The 16398-nt window shown below is 61.9% G+C and carries 16 protein-coding genes; 11 read left to right on the top strand and 5 right to left on the bottom strand.

Features of this window, described 5'->3' with window-relative positions:
• Window positions 1–118: 118 nt before the first annotated feature.
• Entirely contained in the window at window positions 119–904 is a 786-nt protein-coding gene (locus I2G20_RS02000; protein ID WP_196257994.1) for a ThuA domain-containing protein, read from the top strand.
• Between the two features lie 31 nt (window positions 905–935).
• Complete coding sequence (locus I2G20_RS01995; RefSeq protein ID WP_196257993.1) at window positions 936–1982, top strand: Gfo/Idh/MocA family protein; 1047 nt, start codon at window positions 936–938, stop codon at window positions 1980–1982.
• Window positions 1983–2018: 36 nt separating this feature from the next.
• Here the strand turns inward: I2G20_RS01995 and I2G20_RS01990 are convergent, their stop codons facing one another.
• Complete coding sequence (locus I2G20_RS01990) at window positions 2019–3695, bottom strand: bifunctional metallophosphatase/5'-nucleotidase (protein WP_207747498.1); 1677 nt, start codon at window positions 3693–3695, stop codon at window positions 2019–2021.
• Window positions 3696–3981: 286 nt separating this feature from the next.
• Between I2G20_RS01990 and I2G20_RS01985 the strand changes: the two genes are divergently transcribed.
• Both I2G20_RS01985 and I2G20_RS01980 read left to right on the top strand, forming a co-directional pair.
• Entirely contained in the window at window positions 3982–4842 is an 861-nt protein-coding gene (locus I2G20_RS01985; RefSeq protein ID WP_196257992.1) for a cytochrome b/b6 domain-containing protein, read from the top strand.
• Window positions 4839–5627: a molybdopterin-binding protein gene (locus tag I2G20_RS01980; protein ID WP_196257991.1), complete on the top strand. Its 789-nt coding sequence runs from the start codon at window positions 4839–4841 to the stop codon at window positions 5625–5627. The genes I2G20_RS01985 and I2G20_RS01980 overlap by 4 nt, the downstream gene beginning before the upstream one ends.
• Here I2G20_RS01980 and I2G20_RS01975 read toward each other — a convergent pair.
• The 3 genes from I2G20_RS01975 to I2G20_RS01965 form a co-directional block, all read right to left on the bottom strand.
• Window positions 5624–6118, bottom strand: coding sequence for an ureidoglycolate lyase (locus I2G20_RS01975; RefSeq protein WP_196257990.1), 495 nt, complete (start codon window positions 6116–6118; stop codon window positions 5624–5626). The genes I2G20_RS01980 and I2G20_RS01975 overlap by 4 nt on opposite strands.
• Window positions 6115–6942 carry a bifunctional allantoicase/(S)-ureidoglycine aminohydrolase gene (locus I2G20_RS01970; RefSeq protein WP_196257989.1) on the bottom strand — a complete coding sequence of 276 codons (828 nt, stop codon included), beginning with the start codon at window positions 6940–6942 and terminating at the stop codon, window positions 6115–6117. The genes I2G20_RS01975 and I2G20_RS01970 overlap by 4 nt, the downstream gene beginning before the upstream one ends.
• A gap of 79 nt (window positions 6943–7021) precedes the next feature.
• Window positions 7022–7345 (bottom strand): ArsR/SmtB family transcription factor, encoded by a 324-nt coding sequence (locus I2G20_RS01965; RefSeq protein WP_196257988.1) that lies wholly within the window; start codon window positions 7343–7345, stop codon window positions 7022–7024.
• Between the two features lie 45 nt (window positions 7346–7390).
• On the opposite strand from I2G20_RS01965, the gene I2G20_RS01960 reads away from it, so the two are divergent.
• The 3 genes from I2G20_RS01960 (at window position 7391) to I2G20_RS01950 (ending at window position 9767) form a co-directional block, all read left to right on the top strand.
• Window positions 7391–7852: an SRPBCC family protein gene (locus tag I2G20_RS01960; RefSeq protein WP_196257987.1), complete on the top strand. Its 462-nt coding sequence runs from the start codon at window positions 7391–7393 to the stop codon at window positions 7850–7852.
• On the top strand, window positions 7849–8301 hold the full coding sequence (locus I2G20_RS01955) for an SRPBCC family protein (RefSeq protein WP_196257986.1): 453 nt from the start codon (window positions 7849–7851) through the stop codon (window positions 8299–8301). The genes I2G20_RS01960 and I2G20_RS01955 overlap by 4 nt, the downstream gene beginning before the upstream one ends.
• A gap of 89 nt (window positions 8302–8390) precedes the next feature.
• Window positions 8391–9767: a serine hydrolase gene (locus I2G20_RS01950; RefSeq protein ID WP_196257985.1), complete on the top strand. Its 1377-nt coding sequence runs from the start codon at window positions 8391–8393 to the stop codon at window positions 9765–9767.
• Between the two features lie 2 nt (window positions 9768–9769).
• On the opposite strand, the gene puuE is transcribed toward I2G20_RS01950, so the two are convergent.
• Entirely contained in the window at window positions 9770–11191 is a 1422-nt protein-coding gene (gene puuE / locus I2G20_RS01945) for an allantoinase PuuE (RefSeq protein ID WP_196257984.1), read from the bottom strand.
• Window positions 11192–11334: 143 nt separating this feature from the next.
• Here puuE and uraH point away from each other — a divergent pair, with 143 nt between their 5' ends.
• Genes uraH through xdhC form a run of 4 tightly spaced genes read left to right on the top strand, consistent with a single transcriptional unit; the run spans window position 11335 to window position 16303 of the window.
• Window positions 11335–11691 carry a hydroxyisourate hydrolase gene (gene uraH, locus I2G20_RS01940; RefSeq protein WP_196257983.1) on the top strand — a complete coding sequence of 119 codons (357 nt, stop codon included), beginning with the start codon at window positions 11335–11337 and terminating at the stop codon, window positions 11689–11691.
• Between the two features lie 3 nt (window positions 11692–11694).
• Window positions 11695–13149 carry a xanthine dehydrogenase small subunit gene (gene xdhA / locus I2G20_RS01935; protein WP_196257982.1) on the top strand — a complete coding sequence of 485 codons (1455 nt, stop codon included), beginning with the start codon at window positions 11695–11697 and terminating at the stop codon, window positions 13147–13149.
• A complete protein-coding gene (xdhB, locus tag I2G20_RS01930; RefSeq protein WP_196257981.1) occupies window positions 13149–15485 on the top strand; it encodes a xanthine dehydrogenase molybdopterin binding subunit in 2337 nt (778 codons plus the stop codon). Before xdhA ends, xdhB begins: the two co-directional genes overlap by 1 nt.
• Window positions 15482–16303 carry a xanthine dehydrogenase accessory protein XdhC gene (xdhC, locus tag I2G20_RS01925; protein ID WP_196257980.1) on the top strand — a complete coding sequence of 274 codons (822 nt, stop codon included), beginning with the start codon at window positions 15482–15484 and terminating at the stop codon, window positions 16301–16303. Before xdhB ends, xdhC begins: the two co-directional genes overlap by 4 nt.
• The last annotated feature ends 95 nt before the right edge of the window (window positions 16304–16398 follow it).

Raw genomic sequence — 16398 nt, 5'->3', positions numbered from 1 at the left:
GAACCTTCCGCCTCTTTTTTTGTTGGCGAGGTGAATCTTGCATCTCGAAACCGGACCGGAAACGCGATAGAGCAACTGGAACGGGACTCCAAAACGTTTTGGTTGAAGAGGGGAAGACATGACCATCAAGGCGCTGGTCTGGGGCGAGAATATCCACGAACACAAGAGCGAGGTCGTCGCTTCGATCTATCCCGACGGGATGCATGAGGCTGTCGCCCGGCTGCTGCGCGAGGATGCGGGGATCGAGGCGTCGACGGCGGTGCTCCAGGACCCCGAGCATGGACTGACCGAGGACGTATTGGCCCGGACGGACGTGCTTTTGTGGTGGGGCCATGCCGATCACGCAGCGGTGGACGATGTCGTCGTCGAGCGTGTGGCGCGCCACGTATGGGAAGGAATGGGGCTCATCCTGCTCCATTCGGCGCATTTCTCGAAGATCTTCAAGCGGCTCATGGGGACCCCCTGCGCGCTCAAATGGCGCGAGGCGGGCGAGCGTGAGCGCATATGGGTGGTCAATCCGCGGCACCCCATTGCCGAGGGGTTGCCGGAGTTTTTCGAGCTCGAAAACGAGGAAATGTATGGTGAGCCGTTCTCGGTTCCCGAACCTCTGGAAACGGTCTTCATATCGTGGTTCCAGGGCGGGGAAGTTTTCCGGTCCGGGCTGACCTATCGCCGCGGCGCCGGGAACATCTTCTATTTCCGGCCGGGGCACGAGACCTATCCCACCTATCACGACGCCACGGTGGGCAAGGTGCTGCGCAACGCGGTCCACTGGGCGCACAACCGGCAGGGCCGCTACCCCGGCGTGCATGAAGCGCCAAACGTGCCTGTGGAGAAAGCGCTCGAAGCGATCGAGGAACGCGGCGGCAAGCTGCATAAGTCCGGCGAAGAAGGCTTCCGCTGATATTTCATTCTCTGTCTGGACGGAGATCCCCATGCGACTTGTGATCCTGGGAACCGGCAATATGGCCGCCGCGCATGCCGCGCATTTCGCATCCATCGAGGGCGTGGATGTGGTGGCGGCGGCGGATGTGGATTTCGCCCGTGCAAAGGCCTTTGCCAAGGCCCACGGAATCCGCAAGACGTTCGGCTCGCTCGAAGACGCGCTCGCTTGGGGCAAGTTCGATGCGATTGCAAACGTCACGCCGGACCGGTTTCACTACGAGACGACAATGAAGGCCATGGCCGCCGGCAAGCATGTCTTCTGCGAGAAACCATTGGCGACCAACCATGCGCACGCCGAAGAAATGGCCGATGCCGCCGATGCCGCAGGGCTGATCTGCATGGTCAACCTCACCTACCGCAATGTGGCCGAGCTACAGCGTTTCCGCGCCATCATCGAGGCGGGTGAGCTTGGCACGATCCGGCATGTCGAGGCGAGCTATCTACAGAGCTGGCTGGTCTCGAAGGCCTGGGGTGATTGGCGCACCGACAAGACATGGCTGTGGCGCCTTTCGCGCGACCACGGCTCCAACGGGACGCTGGGCGATATCGGCATCCACATCCTCGATTTTGCGGTTTTCGGCATCGGATCGGAGATCGATCGCGCCTTCTGCCGCCTCAAGACCTTCGAGAAGGCGCCAGAGGGGCGGATCGGGGAATACGTGCTCGATGCCAATGACAGCTTCACCATGTCGCTCGAATTCGCCTCGGGTGCCCTCGGTGTTGTGCATGCAACGCGATGGGCCACGGGCTATCTCAATACGCTTCGCCTGCGCGCCTATGGCGAAATGGGCGGGATCGAGATCCAGCACGGCATGGACGGATCGAGCCTGCGGATGTGCGCGGGCGAGGATATCGAGACCCAGGTGTGGCGCGATGTGTGGGTCGAGCCGGTGCCGACCAACTACCACCGTTTTGCAGAAGCGGTGCGCACAGGGGTGACGGGCGATCCGGATTTCCGGCACGCGGCGAATTTGCAGAAGGTGCTCGATCTGGGCTTCGTGTCCGACGAGAAACGTGCGGAAGTCAGCGTAAAATAAGAAGGGCGCGCACTTGGCGCGCCCGTTCCCCGTTTCCTACTGATTGATGCGTCCGTCGATGACCGGAGCGAAGGGCTCGTTGTCGGTGATGTAACGGGCCAGCACTTCTGCGAGATCGATGGCGGTGTCGTAACCATCGGTGCCCTCGCTGGAGAGCATGCTGTAGCCATCGCCGCCTGCGGCCATGAAGTTGTTGGTGACGAGGCCGTACGTCGCGTCGGGATCGATAGGCATCCATTCGTCGCCCGAGCGGATCTCGACATCCGAAACGCGGCCACCGTTGGGGGCAGCGGAGGGATCGAGGTTGAAGCGCAGACCGGCGACCTGCGGGAAGCGACCGGCGCCTTCCTCGATACCGTTCACGCCATGCTCAAGCGCTGCGATGATCGCCGAGCCCGGCACACGGAGCGTATAGAGTGTGTTCTGGAAGGGCAGGACGGTCAGTACATCGCCCAGCGTAACGGTGCCTTCTTCAAGCGACGCGCGTAGGCCGCCGCCATTGGTCAGGGCAATCGTGATGTCCTGGTTGGCGACTTCGGCGAGCATGGCATCGGTTACCGTGTTGCCCATCTCGCATTCCATCGTGCGGCAGCTTTCGCGGCTGCCGTCGATGGGCGCAGAGATGTCTGCAACCGGGGTACGAATGAGCTCCTCGATCGGGCCAGCCAGCGCAGCGATCCGCACTTCGACGTCGGCGGCGGGCTCGAAAGAGGCATCGAGCAGGACGGTGTCGCCCGTTGCCGAAACCACGGCGCCGTCGGCGTCGAAGTTCAGTTCAAGATCTCCGAGATAACGCGAGAAGGCGTATGCCTGAACGATAGGTACGGCGCGGCCCGAGGGGCTTTCGATGAGCGTCGCGTAGTCGGGGGTGCCCTCGACGGTGTTGGAGAGCAGCGTGTGACTATGCCCGCCGATGATGACCGAAAGGCCATCGACCTCGGCGGCGATTTCCTGATCGCGCACAAAGCCCACATGGCTCAACAACACGATCTTGTTGACGCCTTCCGCCTGTAAGCGGCCGACGGCTTCGTTCAGGTGTGCGATCTCGTCATCGAAGGTGACGGGGCCGGGAGAGGACAGGAAAGCGGTATCGGGCGTCGTAACGCCGAGGATGCCGACGCGTTCGCCGCCAACTTCGAGGATAAGATGATCCTTGACGAGATCGGCCAGCGGATGGTCGGCGGGTGCGCGGACATTGCCGGCGACAATCGGGAAATCGGCTTCCGCCAGCATTGCTGCCAGTTCATCGGGACCGTGATTGAACTCGTGGTTGCCCAGCGTCATGCCATCGAAACCGATCATGTTCATCATTTCGATTTCGGCCTTGCCGCGATAGGTCGTGTAGAACAGCGTGCCCTGCGACTGGTCGCCGGCATCGAGCGTCAGGACGGGTGCGCCTTCCGCCTCCAATTCGGCGCGGCGGTCGCGGATGGCGGTGGCGAGACGCGCGGCGCCGCCAAAGCAGTTCCCCTCTTCCGAGGCTGTGGGCGAGCAGGTGGCGTCCGAGCCGCTGATTTCCTGGATGCGGCTGTGCATATCATTGATGTGCAGGATATTGAGGCGGAAATTGCCGCCATTCGCCTGCGCGGACGTCATGGTGAAAACGCCGGCCCCCGCGACGGCCATCGATGCGCCGGCTACCTGGATGAAGCGACGCCGATCCATGTTCAGCGCGCTTGAATCCAGCAACCCTGCCTTATGTTTGATGAGCATGATGTTCTCCTTGATTGATTCTGGCCCGTCCCGCAGCCTGCGACTCGTCGGCAAGGCCGGCGCCATACTGTCCCGTTTGCGGCGTCAGTTTTTTGACAGGGCCGATCGGTTCCGCCCACTGTCGGTTCGCTCTTTAAAGACCGGAGAAGTAAACAGCAGAACGGCGAAGGTGGAAAGACAAAATTTTGACCATGTGGTCAATTTGTGACAACGGGGCAATTCTGCGTGAAGAGTGTAGAAAACCCGATGAAATGCGTGATGATCGGCACGGATCGGAGGAACGCGTATGACTGCCGCAGATGAGAGCGGGACGCCCGGGGCATTGCACCCTAGGGGCGAGCTTGTACGGCGCCAGTCGGCATGGACTCGCGTCACCCATTGGATATGGGCGGCGTGCCTGTTTTTCCTGCTGTTGAGCGGGCTGCAGATTTTCAATGCCCATCCGAGCCTCTACATCGGACAGGAGTCGGGGTTCGAATATAACAATTCGGTGCTCTCGATCCGCGCCGAGCGCCGCCCTGATGGCGGGATTGCCGGGATCACGACGATCTGGGGGCGGACATTCGATACCACCGGCGTTCTCGGGTTCAGCGGCAGCGAGGATGAGCCGCTGGGACGGCGGGTGCGAGCGTTCCCCGCATCGGTAACGATACCATCTTATCAGGATCTCGCGACGGGGAGGGTGGTCCATTTCTTCTTCGGTTGGGTTTTGGTGGGCACCATGCTTGTCTGGTTCATCGCGAGCCTGATCAACGGGCACCTGCGGCGCGATATCGTTCCGCTTGGAGCCGATATCAGAGGGTTGCCCGGAGACGTTGCTTCACATGCGCGCTTCCGGTTTCCACGCAAACGCGCTTATTCCCCGCTTCAAAAGCTGGCTTATGCTGTCGTTCTGCTGGTGCTGTTTCCGCTCATCGTCCTCACCGGGCTTGCGATGTCGCCGGGAATCAATGCGGCCTGGCCGTGGCTCATTGACATATTTGGAGGGCGACAAACGGCGCGGACGATTCATTTCGCCGTCATGGTTTTGCTGGTCGGCTTTTTCGTCCTCCATGTCGTCATGGTGTTGCTTGCGGGACCGATCAACACGATGCGTTCGATGATTACCGGCAAATACCGGATAGACGCCCGGGAGGGCGGCAAATGACGAAATTCGTTCTCGACCGCCGCAAATTCCTCACTGTGTCGGCTGCGGGGCTGGCGAGTGCTCCGCTGGCAGGATGCGATGTGTTCGACGCGGCTGTTGCGCCGGCCAGTCCGGTGCGCGGGTTCATGGCCGGAGCCAATGAGCTGACTTTTCGGGCACAGCGCATGGTACTCGGGCGGGCGGCTCTGGCGCGGGAATTTGCGGAAAGCGAAATCCGGCAGGGGATGCGGCCCAACGGCTCCACCGATCCCAATTCAATGGAATACATGTTCCTGCGCCAGAGCGATTTCGCTCTTTATAAGCTGGAAGTCGGCGGGCTATGCGAAGCGCCGCAAAGCTGGTCGCTCGATGAACTGCGGAACATGCCTTCGCGCACTCAGATCACGCGCCATGACTGCGTCGAGGGATGGAGCTGCATCGCCAAATGGACCGGGGTGCCGCTGGCGCACGTCCTGGCCGAGGTGAGACCTCAGGCGACGGCGCGCTATGCGGTGTTTCATTGCTTTGACATTTATGCGAGCGGGGCTTCGGGCCGGCCCTACTATGAGAGCATCGACATGATCGATGCCTACCATCCTCAGACGATCCTCGCCTACGGCATGAATGATGCCACGCTGCCGGTCGAGAACGGGGCTCCGTTGCGCCTGAGGGTCGAGCGCCAGCTAGGTTACAAGATGGCCAAATATATCTCACGCATCGAACTGGTCGAGAGTTTCAGCCACTTGCACGGCGGCAAGGGCGGGTACTGGGAAGACCACGGCTATGACTGGTATGCGGGGATCTAGGGAACCCTGATCGTATAGGGCTCATCGAAGACGTGCTCTTCGAGATTAATCCCGTCGCCGCCACGGTCGACCACGAGAAAATCGCCTTCGTTTTCGAGTGCGGTGAGGACGCCGTGCCAGGTGTTGCGGGCGATGTTCACGCCCATGCCCGGCTGGGTGAGGAAGGCGCGGGGGATGCCTGGTCTACCGTTCTCGTCGGGGCAGACGGTCACGAGGAACGGGTTTTGGTGGAGCGGCATGAAGGCCTGCGAACCTAAAGGGTGCCGCTCGACCATTCTGAGCGTCAGGGGCAAAGCGTAGGGCTGGCCGCGGAAGATCGAAATGAGCGTGCGCGCCTTCTCTCCGCCGATTTCGACATCGGCAAGGTCGTGGAAACGCTCGGTCATGCCGTCGTTGATGGAGAAGTGGTGCGCGCCTTCAGTGGTCAGCACCTGCCCGAAGGGAGCGAAGGCTTCCCGGGTCAGCGATTCGACGAGGATCGTCCGGCTCATCGGTAGGCGAGCTTTGCGTGGCGGTTGACGTCCTTGTAGAGCAGGTAGCGGAATGGGCCAGGGCCGCCTGCATAACAAGCCTGCGGGCAGAAGGCGCGCAGCCACATGTAGTCGCCGGCTTCGACCTCGACCCAATCCTGATTGAGCCGGTAAACGGCCTTGCCTTCGAGCACGTAAAGGCCGTGCTCCATGACGTGGGTCTCGGCGAAAGGAATCACGGCGCCGGGTTCGAGTGTCACTATGTTGACGTGCATGTCGTGGCGAAGATCGGTGGGATCGACGAACCGGGTCGTTGCCCATTTGCCGTCCGTATCCGGCATGGAAATGCGACCGGCTTTGGCTTCGGTGGTTACGAAAGCGGGGGGCGTTTCGAGACCTTCGATCTTTTCATAGGCCTTGCGGATCCAGTGGAAGCGGGCGTTGACGCGCCCACTGTTCTTGACGCGCCAATCAGTGGCGGGCGGGAGATAGGCGTAGCTTCCGGGCACCATGGAATGCTCCGTCCCGGCAATGGTGAGCGTGAATTCGCCCGCTGTCACGAACAGGACGCCCTCGGCTGCGGGATCTGCCTCCGGCCTGTCGCTGCCGCCACCCGGCGCGACGTCCATCACATATTGGGAGAAGGTTTCGGCAAAGCCCGAAAGCGGGCGGGACAGAATCCAGAGGCGCGTATCGGTCCAGTGCGGCAGATAGCTCGTGACGATATCGCTCATCACCCCCTTTGGGATGACCGCATAAGCCGTGGTGAAGACGGCGCGCCCGGTGAGAAGCTGGGATTGGGGCGGCAGGCCACCCGGCGGGGTGGCGTAAGTGAGGTCTGGCATCTGGCAACCGTTCCGGGTTTTCGCATTTTCCGATTGATAGCGCAGAAAAAGGCCAGGGGCTATCGGGCGAAGGCGCTCCTCAGGCCTCGAGGGCGTCCTTGAGGCGGGACATCATGCTCACGGCATTGCGGGCATAGTCGCCAATCCAACGGTCGTGGATTTCCTTGATAGGCAGGGCGTTGAGATGGTTCCAGCGCTCGCGGCCTTCGCGGCGGGGAACAATCAGCCCGGCGTCGGCGAGGACGCGAATGTGCAGCATCACCGTGCAGCGGTCGATCTCGGGGAACATGGCGACGAGTTGCCCGGTCGTTTTGGGCTCATCCTTGATGGCATCGAGAATGGCGCGGCGGCGGTGATCCGCCAACGCCTTGAAAATCCTGTCCGAATCATCTTCGCTTGACATGTTATGTTTTTATAACATAATGAAGGCATACGCAAGGAGGTTTAGATGGAATTCAAATTCACTGTCTCGGGCCGGCTTTCTAAGCCCGTCCATGAGGTGTTCGAAGCAGTCGCAGATCCGCAAAAGCTCTCGGGCTATTTCACGACCGGGGGTGCAAAGGGTCGGCTTGAGACCGGAGCGGTCGTAACCTGGGATTTCCACGACTTCCCCGGTGCATTTCCGGTGAACGTGGTTGAGGTGGTGCCCGACGAAAAGATCGTCCTCACATGGGGAGCGGCGCCGGAAGACGATGAGACTGGCAACTACGACACGACCGTCACCATGACGTTCGAGCCCATCGACGACAATACGCGCACCCTGATGACCATCACCGAGGAGGGCTGGAAGCAGACGGCGACCGCGCTGAAATCGTCCTATGGCAATTGCGAAGGCTGGACCGGGATGCTGTGTGCGATGAAGGTCTATCTCGAGCACGGGATCAACCTGCGCGAAGGTTTTTATAAATGACGGATACCGTCACAGCCGTTGCTCGGTTCGAGTTTGCCGCGTTGGCGCCCCAGCAGGTGTACGACGCCTGGCTCGATCCGGCGAGGGCGCGTGCCTGGGGAGAGTATAACCTCAAGGAACGCGATCCTTCGGCAGAAGTGACGCGAATCGAGATCGATCCGGTCGTGGGCGGCCGGTTTCTTTTCGCCGACAGGCGAGGCGGCGAGGAATCAGAGGCCTGGGGTTATTATCGCGCGCTGGAGCAGCCCCGCCGGATCGTTTTCACGTGGTTCGTGACGTCGGAAGAGGAAGCGGAGGGCAACTCGACTGTTACCCTCGAAATCGTGCCGACCGACGGTGGGTGCGTCGCCACGATCAGCCATGAAATGAGTGGCGAGTGGGCCGACTATACCGATCAAACGGCGGAGGCATGGCAGGGCATGCTTCGCGCTATTGAACGGACGGCCTGAACACCTGCTCGATATATTTCCCGGGAGCCAAAACCGGCCGCATTCGTTTGCGAGGTAACCGGTCAATGAAGGCTATCCGGAGAATCATCATGCGTATTGCCGTTCTTGCCGTTCTTGCCGCGGGGCTGCTGCTGGCCGTTCCGGCGCTTGCTCAATCGCCCGTTCCGTCCGACGAGGAGATCGAGGCGATCCTCGAGCGGCGGGTCGAGGATGAAAGGCAGGGCGTCGGTCTCGTCGTCGGCATTGTCGAGCCGGAGGGCGCGCGCGTTATTTCCTATGGCACGCTGAGCGTCGAGAATCCGGTGCCGGTTGATGGCGACACTCTGTTCGAGATTGGCTCGGTGACCAAGGTGTTCACCACGCTCCTGCTCGCCGACGCGGTGGAGCGTGGCGAGGTGACGCTGGACCAGCCGGTGGCGGACTTCTTGCCCGAGGGCGTGACGATGCCCGAGCGCGACGGGCAGCAGATCACGCTGTTCGATCTTGCGACATACAGCTCCGGATTGCCGCGTCTGCCGGACAATATCGATCCTGCGGATCCTGCCGATCCTTACGCCGATTATACGGCCGACAATCTCCACGGTTTTCTTTCGAGCTACGAACTCGCCCGCGGTATCGGGGAGGCTTACGAATATTCCAATGTCGGCGCGGGTCTGCTCGGGCATGTTCTGGCGTTGAATGCGGGGACCGATTACGAAACGCTCCTGCGCGAGCGCATTCTGGAGCCCCTGGGAATGAACGATACGGTTGTGGTCGTTCCAGAGGCGATGGAGGAGCGTTTTGCCGTGGGGCATGACGCGCAACTGCAGCCCGTCGCGGCTTGGCAATGGGACGTGCTCGAAGGCGCTGGCGCGCTGCGTTCGACGGCGAACGATCTCAACAAGCTTCTTGCGGCCATGATGGGCCATACCGAAACCGGGCTTGCGCGGGCATTCGCGCTTGCCACCGAGCCGCAGGCCGAAATCGGCGATGGCGTCAGCTCGATCGGGCTGGGCTGGCACATGACGCCGCTCGGCGACGACGCGATGGTCTGGCACAATGGCGGAACATCCGGTGCGCGGGCCTTTATCGGCTATCTGCGCGAGGGTGGTATCGGCGTGGTCGCGCTGTCGAATGTCGCGACGCCGCACGGGGTGGACGATCTCGCGCCGCATCTGCTCAATCCGGAAGTGCCGTTGATCGTGCCCCCGCAGCAGGTGGAGGTCGATCCGGCCGTGTTTGAGGGCCTGACGGGCGATTACGAATTGGCTCCCGGCGTTGTGCTTACGATCTTTACCGAGAACGAACGCCTGTTTGCCCAACTGACCGAGCAGGAGGCTTTCGAGATTTATCCCGCCAGCGAGACTGCGTATTTCTACCGCGTCGTGGATGCCCAGATCACGTTCGATGTGGACGACGAGGGCAACGCCAGTGGGCTGACGCTGTATCAGTTCGGTTCAGAGATGCCAGCGCCGAGAGCGGATTGACCTCAGGCTTCGGCAAACAGCGCCTCGATCCGCAGTTGCGCAATGCGCTCGACCTGGGCGCAGGCGGTGCGGAATTCGGTGTTCTGATCGTTCTCGAGCCGCTTCCTGAAGGCGTCGAGAATCGAGGCTTTGGTGTTATCACGCACCGCGATAATGAAGGGAAAGCCGAACCTTTCCGTATAGCGCGTGTTGAGGCTAGTGAAGGCCTCGCGCTCCTCGTCGGTCAAGGCGTCGAGCCCCGCGGAAGCCTGCTCGGCGGTCGACTCGGCGGTAAGCCGCTTGGCGGCGGCGAGCTTTCCAGCGAGGTCGGGGTGGGCCTTGAGCACGCCGAACCGTTCGTCCTCGCCCGCCATGCGGAACTGGTGGCGCATGGCGAAATGGATGCCGAAAGCGGAGTCGTTGGCCGGGCCGAGCTCGGCCTCCCACGTCCGCTGGGCGATGAAAGGTGAGTGCTCGTAAATGCCACCGAAGGTCTGCATGAAGGTCGTGGCATCCATCTGCGAGGGCAGAAGGCGAGGGGCTCGATAGGGGTGTCGTTCGGCCCAATGGCGCGCGATGTCGATGCGGCGGGGAACCCAGACCTTCTCAAATCCCGAAATATAGTCAACGAATCTTTTAAGGCCCTCGAAGCGTCCCGGCTGACCTACCAGACGACAGTGGAGGCCCACGCTCATCATTTTCGGGCTGCCGTTTTCGCCCTCGCGATAAAGACAATCGAAGCTGTCCTTCAACACCTGATAAAATTCCTCGCCATTGGCAAAGCCGGAGGCGGTCACAAAGCGCATGTCGTTGTTTGCGAGCGTATAAGGGATGATGAGCTGCGGGGCGGCGTTGTGGACGAGCCAATAGGGCAGGTCGTCATCGTAGGTGTCGGAAATATAGGCAAATCCGCCCGCTTCCGAGACGAGATCGACGGTATTGATCGAGCAGCGCCCGGTGTACCAGCCCAGAGGCCGGGAACCGGTAGCGACGGTATGGAGCCGGATCGCTTCGGCGATCTGCGCGGCCTCTTCCTCGCGCGGCATGTCCTTGTGTTCGACCCATTTGAGCCCGTGCGAAGCGATTTCCCAATCGGCGTCGAGCATGGCCTGCACCTGCTCGGGTGCGCGCATCAACGCGGTGGCAACGCCATAGACGGTGACGGGCAGGTTTCGCTCCGTGAACAGGCGATGGAGCCGCCAGAAGCCGGCGCGGGCGCCATATTCGTACATCGACTCGATGTTCCAGTGTCGCAACCCGGGCCAGGGAACGGCGCCGACCACGTCTGCAAGGAAGGCCTCGGATGCGCCATCGCCATGCAGGACGTTGTTCTCGCCGCCTTCCTCGTAGTTGAGGACGAACTGAACGGCGATGTTGGCGCCACGAGGCCAATCCGCGTGCGGGGGGGTGGAGCCGTAACCTCGGAGATCGCGGGGGTAGCGCATCGTTCTTCGCCTGTGGGTATTGTAGAGGGGGAGATTAGCCGCAAATTTTTAGACCATGTGGTAAAAAATTGCGATCGACCCTCTTTCGTTTCGGTTTTTTTGGGTTGATAGTCGAAAGGTTTGGCCAGCAGCGAGGAAAAACGATGAGCGGAAGCGGGCGACTGACGACGCATGTGCTGGATACCGCGAACGGTCATCCCGCCCGTGGCCTTGCTATCGATCTGTTCCGCATGATCGACGGTGTGCTGACGCATTTGAAGCGGGTGGCGACCAACGATGACGGCCGGGTCGACGTGCCTCTGCTTGAGGGCGTGGATATGGGCGTGGGCGCGTTCGAGTTGCAATTTCATGTCGGCGACTATTTCCGCGAGTTGCATGGGACGGCGGCGACGTTTCTCGACGTGGTGCCCGTACGGTTCGTGATTTCCGATCCGGATGCCCATTACCACGTGCCGCTTCTGGTCTCGCCGTTCGGCTACTCCACCTATCGCGGGAGCTGAGCGATGGCCCGCAACAGCATCCGGCTTTATCTCAATGATGATCTGGTCGAGCTTGCCGACATTTCGCCGGATCGGACTCTTCTCGACTTTCTCCGGCTAGAGCGGATGCTGCGCGGCACCAAGGAAGGGTGCGCGGAAGGGGATTGCGGGGCATGTACGGTGCTGGTCGGACGGCTCGACGGTGATGGACTGGTCTACGAGGCGGTCAACGCGTGCATCCGTTTCGTAGGCTCGCTCGATGGAACGCATGTGGTGACGGTCGAGCACCTGGCGGGCAAGGATGGTCGGCTGCATCCGGTACAACAGGCGATGGTCGATTTCCACGGCAGCCAGTGCGGGTTCTGCACGCCGGGATTCGTGATGTCGCTTTATGGGCTTTGGCTCACCAACCCCAACCCCTCCGTGCCCGAGATCGAACGGGCCTTGCAGGGTAATCTCTGCCGGTGCACGGGCTATGCCCCCATCGTCCGGGCGGCGCAGTCGATCTCCACCTACGGTCAGGCGGCGGAAGACGCGCTCAATGCCGATCGGGCGGCGATACGGACGCGACTTGAAGCATTGCGGGACGGGCAGCGGGTTGAGGTGCACGGCGCCAGGGGGTTGCTGATCGTGCCGGCGGATGAAGACGATCTTGCCGTGGCACTGGGTGAGCATCCGCATGCGACGATCGTTGCCGGCGCCACCGATGTCGGGCTGTGGGTCACCAAGTTCATGCGCGATATCTCTCCGGTTGTGTATATCGGCCACCTGATGCGGGGGATTTCGGTTTCCGAGGAGAGGATCGTATTCGGGGCCGGGGTGAGTTACACGCAGGCTTTTGAGGTCATCGCCCGGCATATTCCGCAGATGGGCGAGCTTTGGGACAGGATCGGTGGGGCGCAGGTGCGCAATATGGGCACCGTCGGGGGCAATATCGCCAACGGATCGCCCATCGGGGACATCCCGCCGCCGCTTATCGCGCTCGGGGCAAGCATTACGCTGCGTATGGGCAATGCGCGGCGGGTCGTGCAGCTCGAGGATTTTTTCATCGCCTATGGCAAGCAGGACCGCATCGCGGGCGAATTCGTCGAGACGGTGACGGTGCCGCTACCCCGGTCCGATGGGCGTTTTGCCGTCTATAAGGTCTCCAAGCGGCGCGAGGAGGATATTACTGCCGTCCTCGGCGCGTTCCGGGTGAAAATCGGGGGCGGAATGGTATCCGAGGCGGTTATTGCCTATGGCGGAATGGCCGGGACACCTAAAAGGGCCAGGGCCGTCGAGGCGGCGCTCATCGGCAAACCCTGGTCGATGGAAACGATCGACGCAGCCCTTCCGGCGTTCGAAGCCGATTATCAGCCGCTGACCGATTGGCGCGCATCGGCTGAATACCGGATGCTGGCGGCAAAGAACCTGTTGCGGCGCTTCTTCATCGAGAGCGGCGGGGAAGCGGCGCGTATCATCCGGCACGAGGTGGCGTGATGACGGCGCTCGATCCCCGCAAGCCAATCAGCGGCGGCGTTCACGTGCCCCAGCGGCATGACTCGGCCCATAAGCATGTGGCGGGGTTGGCGGAATATATCGACGACATGGTCGAGCCGACGGGGACGCTTCATGCCTATCTGGGGCTTTCGTCCTGCGCGCACGGGGAAATCGTTTCGATGGACCTCGATGCTGTACGGGCGGCGCCGGGGGTCGTCGGCGTGCTGACGGCGGCGGATATTCCCGGGCACAACAATATCAGCCCATCGGGCAAACATGACGAACCGGTCTTCGCGCCCGGCAAGGTTGAGTTCTGGGGCCAGCCGATGTTTGCGGTCGTGGCGGAAACCCGCGAGCAGGCCCGCCGCGCGGCGCATCTGGCGAAGGTGGAATATCGGGAGTTGCCGTTTGCGGCCGATATCGCTGCAGCGCGGGCTGCGGGTGGCGTGCTTGTGACCGAGGGAATGACGCTTGAACGGGGCGACATCGCGGCAGGGCTTGTCTCGTCGCCGCACCGGATCAGGGGCACCGTCACGATGGGCGGGCAGGACCATTTCTACCTCGAAGGCCAGATCGCGATGGCGGTGCCCGGTGAGGACGACGAGATCACTGTCCATTCCTCGACCCAGCATCCGAGCGAAATCCAGCACATGGTGGGCCATGCGCTCGGGGTGCCGTCCAACGCGGTCAATGTGATCGTTCGGCGGATGGGCGGAGGATTCGGCGGTAAGGAAACCCAGGGCAATCTCTTTGCTGTCGTCGCAGCCATCGCGGCCAAGACGTTCGGGCGGGCGGTCAAGATCAGGCCGGACCGGGACGACGACATGGTTGCCACCGGCAAGCGGCACGATTTCGTGGTCGATTACGATGTCGGGTTCGATGACGAGGGCAAGATCACCGCGGTCGATGCCGTCTATGCGGCGCGCTGCGGATTTTCCTCCGATCTTTCGGGGCCCGTGACCGACCGGGCGCTGTTCCATGCGGACAACGCCTATTTCTATCCTGCGGTGCGGCTGAAATCGGAGCCGCTCAAGACCAATACGGTCTCCAACACCGCCTTCAGGGGATTTGGCGGGCCGCAGGGAATGGTGGCGTGCGAACGCTGGATCGAGGAGATCGCGTACACGCTGGGCAAGGACCCGCTGGATATTCGCAAGGCCAATTTCTACGGGCAGAGCGAGCGTAACGTCACGCCCTATCACCAGACCATAACCGACAATATCGTGGCGAGGATCGTCGACGAGCTTGAAGCCTCCTCGGACTATCGTGCGCGGCGCGCGGCGATCGTGGCGTTCAACCGGACTTCGCCAGTCCTCAAGCGCGGCATTGCGCTGACACCGGTCAAGTTCGGCATCAGCTTCACCCTCACGGCATTTAATCAGGCCGGGGCGCTGGTTCACATCTATCGGGACGGATCGATCCATCTCAGCCATGGCGGCACCGAGATGGGGCAGGGGCTTTACGTCAAGGTGGCGCAGGTGCTCGCCGACACGTTCCAGGTCGACCTCGACAAGGTGAAGATCACCGCGACAACGACAGGCAAGGTACCCAACACCTCGGCGACGGCGGCGTCATCGGGATCGGATCTCAACGGCATGGCGGCGGCCAATGCGGCCGAGCAGATCAAATCGAGGCTCGTTGCCTTTGCCGCAGCGAAATACGGCGTTTCGGAAAGCGCCGTGGTTTTCGAACCCAATTGCGTCCTGATTGGCAACCAGAGGTTTGATTGGGGGGATTTCATCGATCAGGCCTATTTCGGGCGCGTGCAGCTTTCCGCAGCGGGGTTCTACAAGACACCGGACATCCACTGGGATCGCGCAGCGGGCAAGGGACAGCCGTTTTTCTATTTCGCCTATGGCGCGGCGTGCACGGAGGTGATCGTCGATACGCTGACCGGGGAATATATGGTCGAGCGGGTCGATATTCTTCATGACGTCGGCAAGTCGCTCAACCCGGCCATCGATATCGGGCAGATCGAAGGTGGGTTCATTCAGGGCATGGGATGGCTGACGACAGAGGAATTGTGGTGGGACGCCAAAGGGCAGCTGCGGACGCACGCGCCCTCGACCTATAAAATCCCGCTGGCATCGGACGTGCCGAAGGTCTTCAACGTCCGGCTGGCCGAATGGTCGGAAAATCGGGCGCCCACCATCAGACGCTCGAAGGCCGTCGGCGAGCCGCCGTTCATGCTCGCGCTTTCGGTACCCGAAGCGCTGTCGATGGCGGCGGCCAGTGTCGTCGATTACAAGATCCCCCCGCGCATGGACGCGCCAGCAACGCCCGAGCGCGTTCTGATGACCATCGAGAGACTCAAACGCGAGGCGGCGAGCCTATGAGCGTCACCGCCCAAAGGTTGCGCGACTTTCTCGAAGGGGCAGGCGATGCCGTCCTGGTCGAGGTGGTCGAGGCGCTGGGTTCGACCCCGCGGGAGGCGGGGGCTTGGATGGTGGTTTCGGCCCACGATACGCTTGGCACGATCGGCGGGGGGCAGTTGGAGTTCCTGTGCATTGAGCGGGCGCGTGAGGCGCTGGTTGCAGGTGAGGGCGTGGCTGCGCTCGACATTCCGCTCGGGCCGGAGATCGGCCAATGCTGCGGCGGGCGCGTGTCGGTGAGCCTGACCCGTAACGATGCCGAGACGGCAAAAATGCTGCGCGAGCGCGCGGTGCGCGAATATGCGGCGCGGACGGCGGTTTACATCTTCGGGGCGGGCCATGTGGGCAATGCGCTGGGGCAGGCGTTTGCCCTGCTCCCGTTCAGGACGCTGCTGGTCGATAACCGGGCGCAAGAAATCGCCAAGGTTCCCGAGGGGATCGAAGCGAGGCATGTCGCGGTGCAGGAGGCCGTAGTGCGCGATGCGGCGCGCGGATCGGTCTTCGTCGTTCTGACGCACGATCACGGGCTGGATTTCCTCATCGCGCACGAGGCGCTCTCGCGTGGCGACGCCGCCTATGTGGGGATGATCGGGTCGAAGACAAAAAGGGCGACCTTCAAGAACTGGCTTTCGGATATGGGGTACGACGTTGCGCTGATGGACGGGCTCACCATGCCCATCGGCGGCGCGGACGTTGACGACAAGCGGCCGGAAGTGATCGCGGCGCTGACGGCGGCGGAGATCGTGCGGGCGGTGGCGGCATGTGGTGGCGCGCGTGGATAGATCGCTTACCCCCACCCCTAGCCCCTCCCCACAAGGGGGAGGGGAATCCTCTCAGTGTTTTTGGCTGATACTTGCGAAATACGAAGGTCAGTCCC

Origin of the sequence: Pelagibacterium limicola (assembly GCF_015694405.1) — a bacterium.
Lineage (GTDB): Bacteria > Pseudomonadota > Alphaproteobacteria > Rhizobiales > Devosiaceae > Pelagibacterium > Pelagibacterium limicola.
This window is presented reverse-complemented; position numbering and strand designations above follow the sequence as displayed.

Bases quoted from the DNA above. Each gene is read 5' to 3' on its own strand.
- I2G20_RS01975 (WP_196257990.1), bottom strand. From the start codon at position 6,118: ATGAGCCGGACGATCCTCGTCGAATCGCTGACCCGGGAAGCCTTCGCT.
- uraH (WP_196257983.1), top strand. From the start codon at position 11,335: ATGAGCGGAAGCGGGCGACTGACGACGCATGTGCTGGATACCGCGAAC.
- I2G20_RS01980 (WP_196257991.1), top strand. From the start codon at position 4,839: ATGACGAAATTCGTTCTCGACCGCCGCAAATTCCTCACTGTGTCGGCT.
- xdhB (WP_196257981.1), top strand. From the start codon at position 13,149: ATGACGGCGCTCGATCCCCGCAAGCCAATCAGCGGCGGCGTTCACGTG.
- I2G20_RS01970 (WP_196257989.1), bottom strand. From the start codon at position 6,942: ATGCCAGACCTCACTTACGCCACCCCGCCGGGTGGCCTGCCGCCCCAA.
- I2G20_RS01955 (WP_196257986.1), top strand. From the start codon at position 7,849: ATGACGGATACCGTCACAGCCGTTGCTCGGTTCGAGTTTGCCGCGTTG.
- I2G20_RS01960 (WP_196257987.1), top strand. From the start codon at position 7,391: ATGGAATTCAAATTCACTGTCTCGGGCCGGCTTTCTAAGCCCGTCCAT.
- I2G20_RS01990 (WP_207747498.1), bottom strand. From the start codon at position 3,695: ATGCTCATCAAACATAAGGCAGGGTTGCTGGATTCAAGCGCGCTGAAC.
- I2G20_RS01985 (WP_196257992.1), top strand. From the start codon at position 3,982: ATGACTGCCGCAGATGAGAGCGGGACGCCCGGGGCATTGCACCCTAGG.
- I2G20_RS01995 (WP_196257993.1), top strand. From the start codon at position 936: ATGCGACTTGTGATCCTGGGAACCGGCAATATGGCCGCCGCGCATGCC.
- xdhA (WP_196257982.1), top strand. From the start codon at position 11,695: ATGGCCCGCAACAGCATCCGGCTTTATCTCAATGATGATCTGGTCGAG.
- I2G20_RS01950 (WP_196257985.1), top strand. From the start codon at position 8,391: ATGCGTATTGCCGTTCTTGCCGTTCTTGCCGCGGGGCTGCTGCTGGCC.
- xdhC (WP_196257980.1), top strand. From the start codon at position 15,482: ATGAGCGTCACCGCCCAAAGGTTGCGCGACTTTCTCGAAGGGGCAGGC.
- I2G20_RS02000 (WP_196257994.1), top strand. From the start codon at position 119: ATGACCATCAAGGCGCTGGTCTGGGGCGAGAATATCCACGAACACAAG.
- I2G20_RS01965 (WP_196257988.1), bottom strand. From the start codon at position 7,345: ATGTCAAGCGAAGATGATTCGGACAGGATTTTCAAGGCGTTGGCGGAT.
- puuE (WP_196257984.1), bottom strand. From the start codon at position 11,191: ATGCGCTACCCCCGCGATCTCCGAGGTTACGGCTCCACCCCCCCGCAC.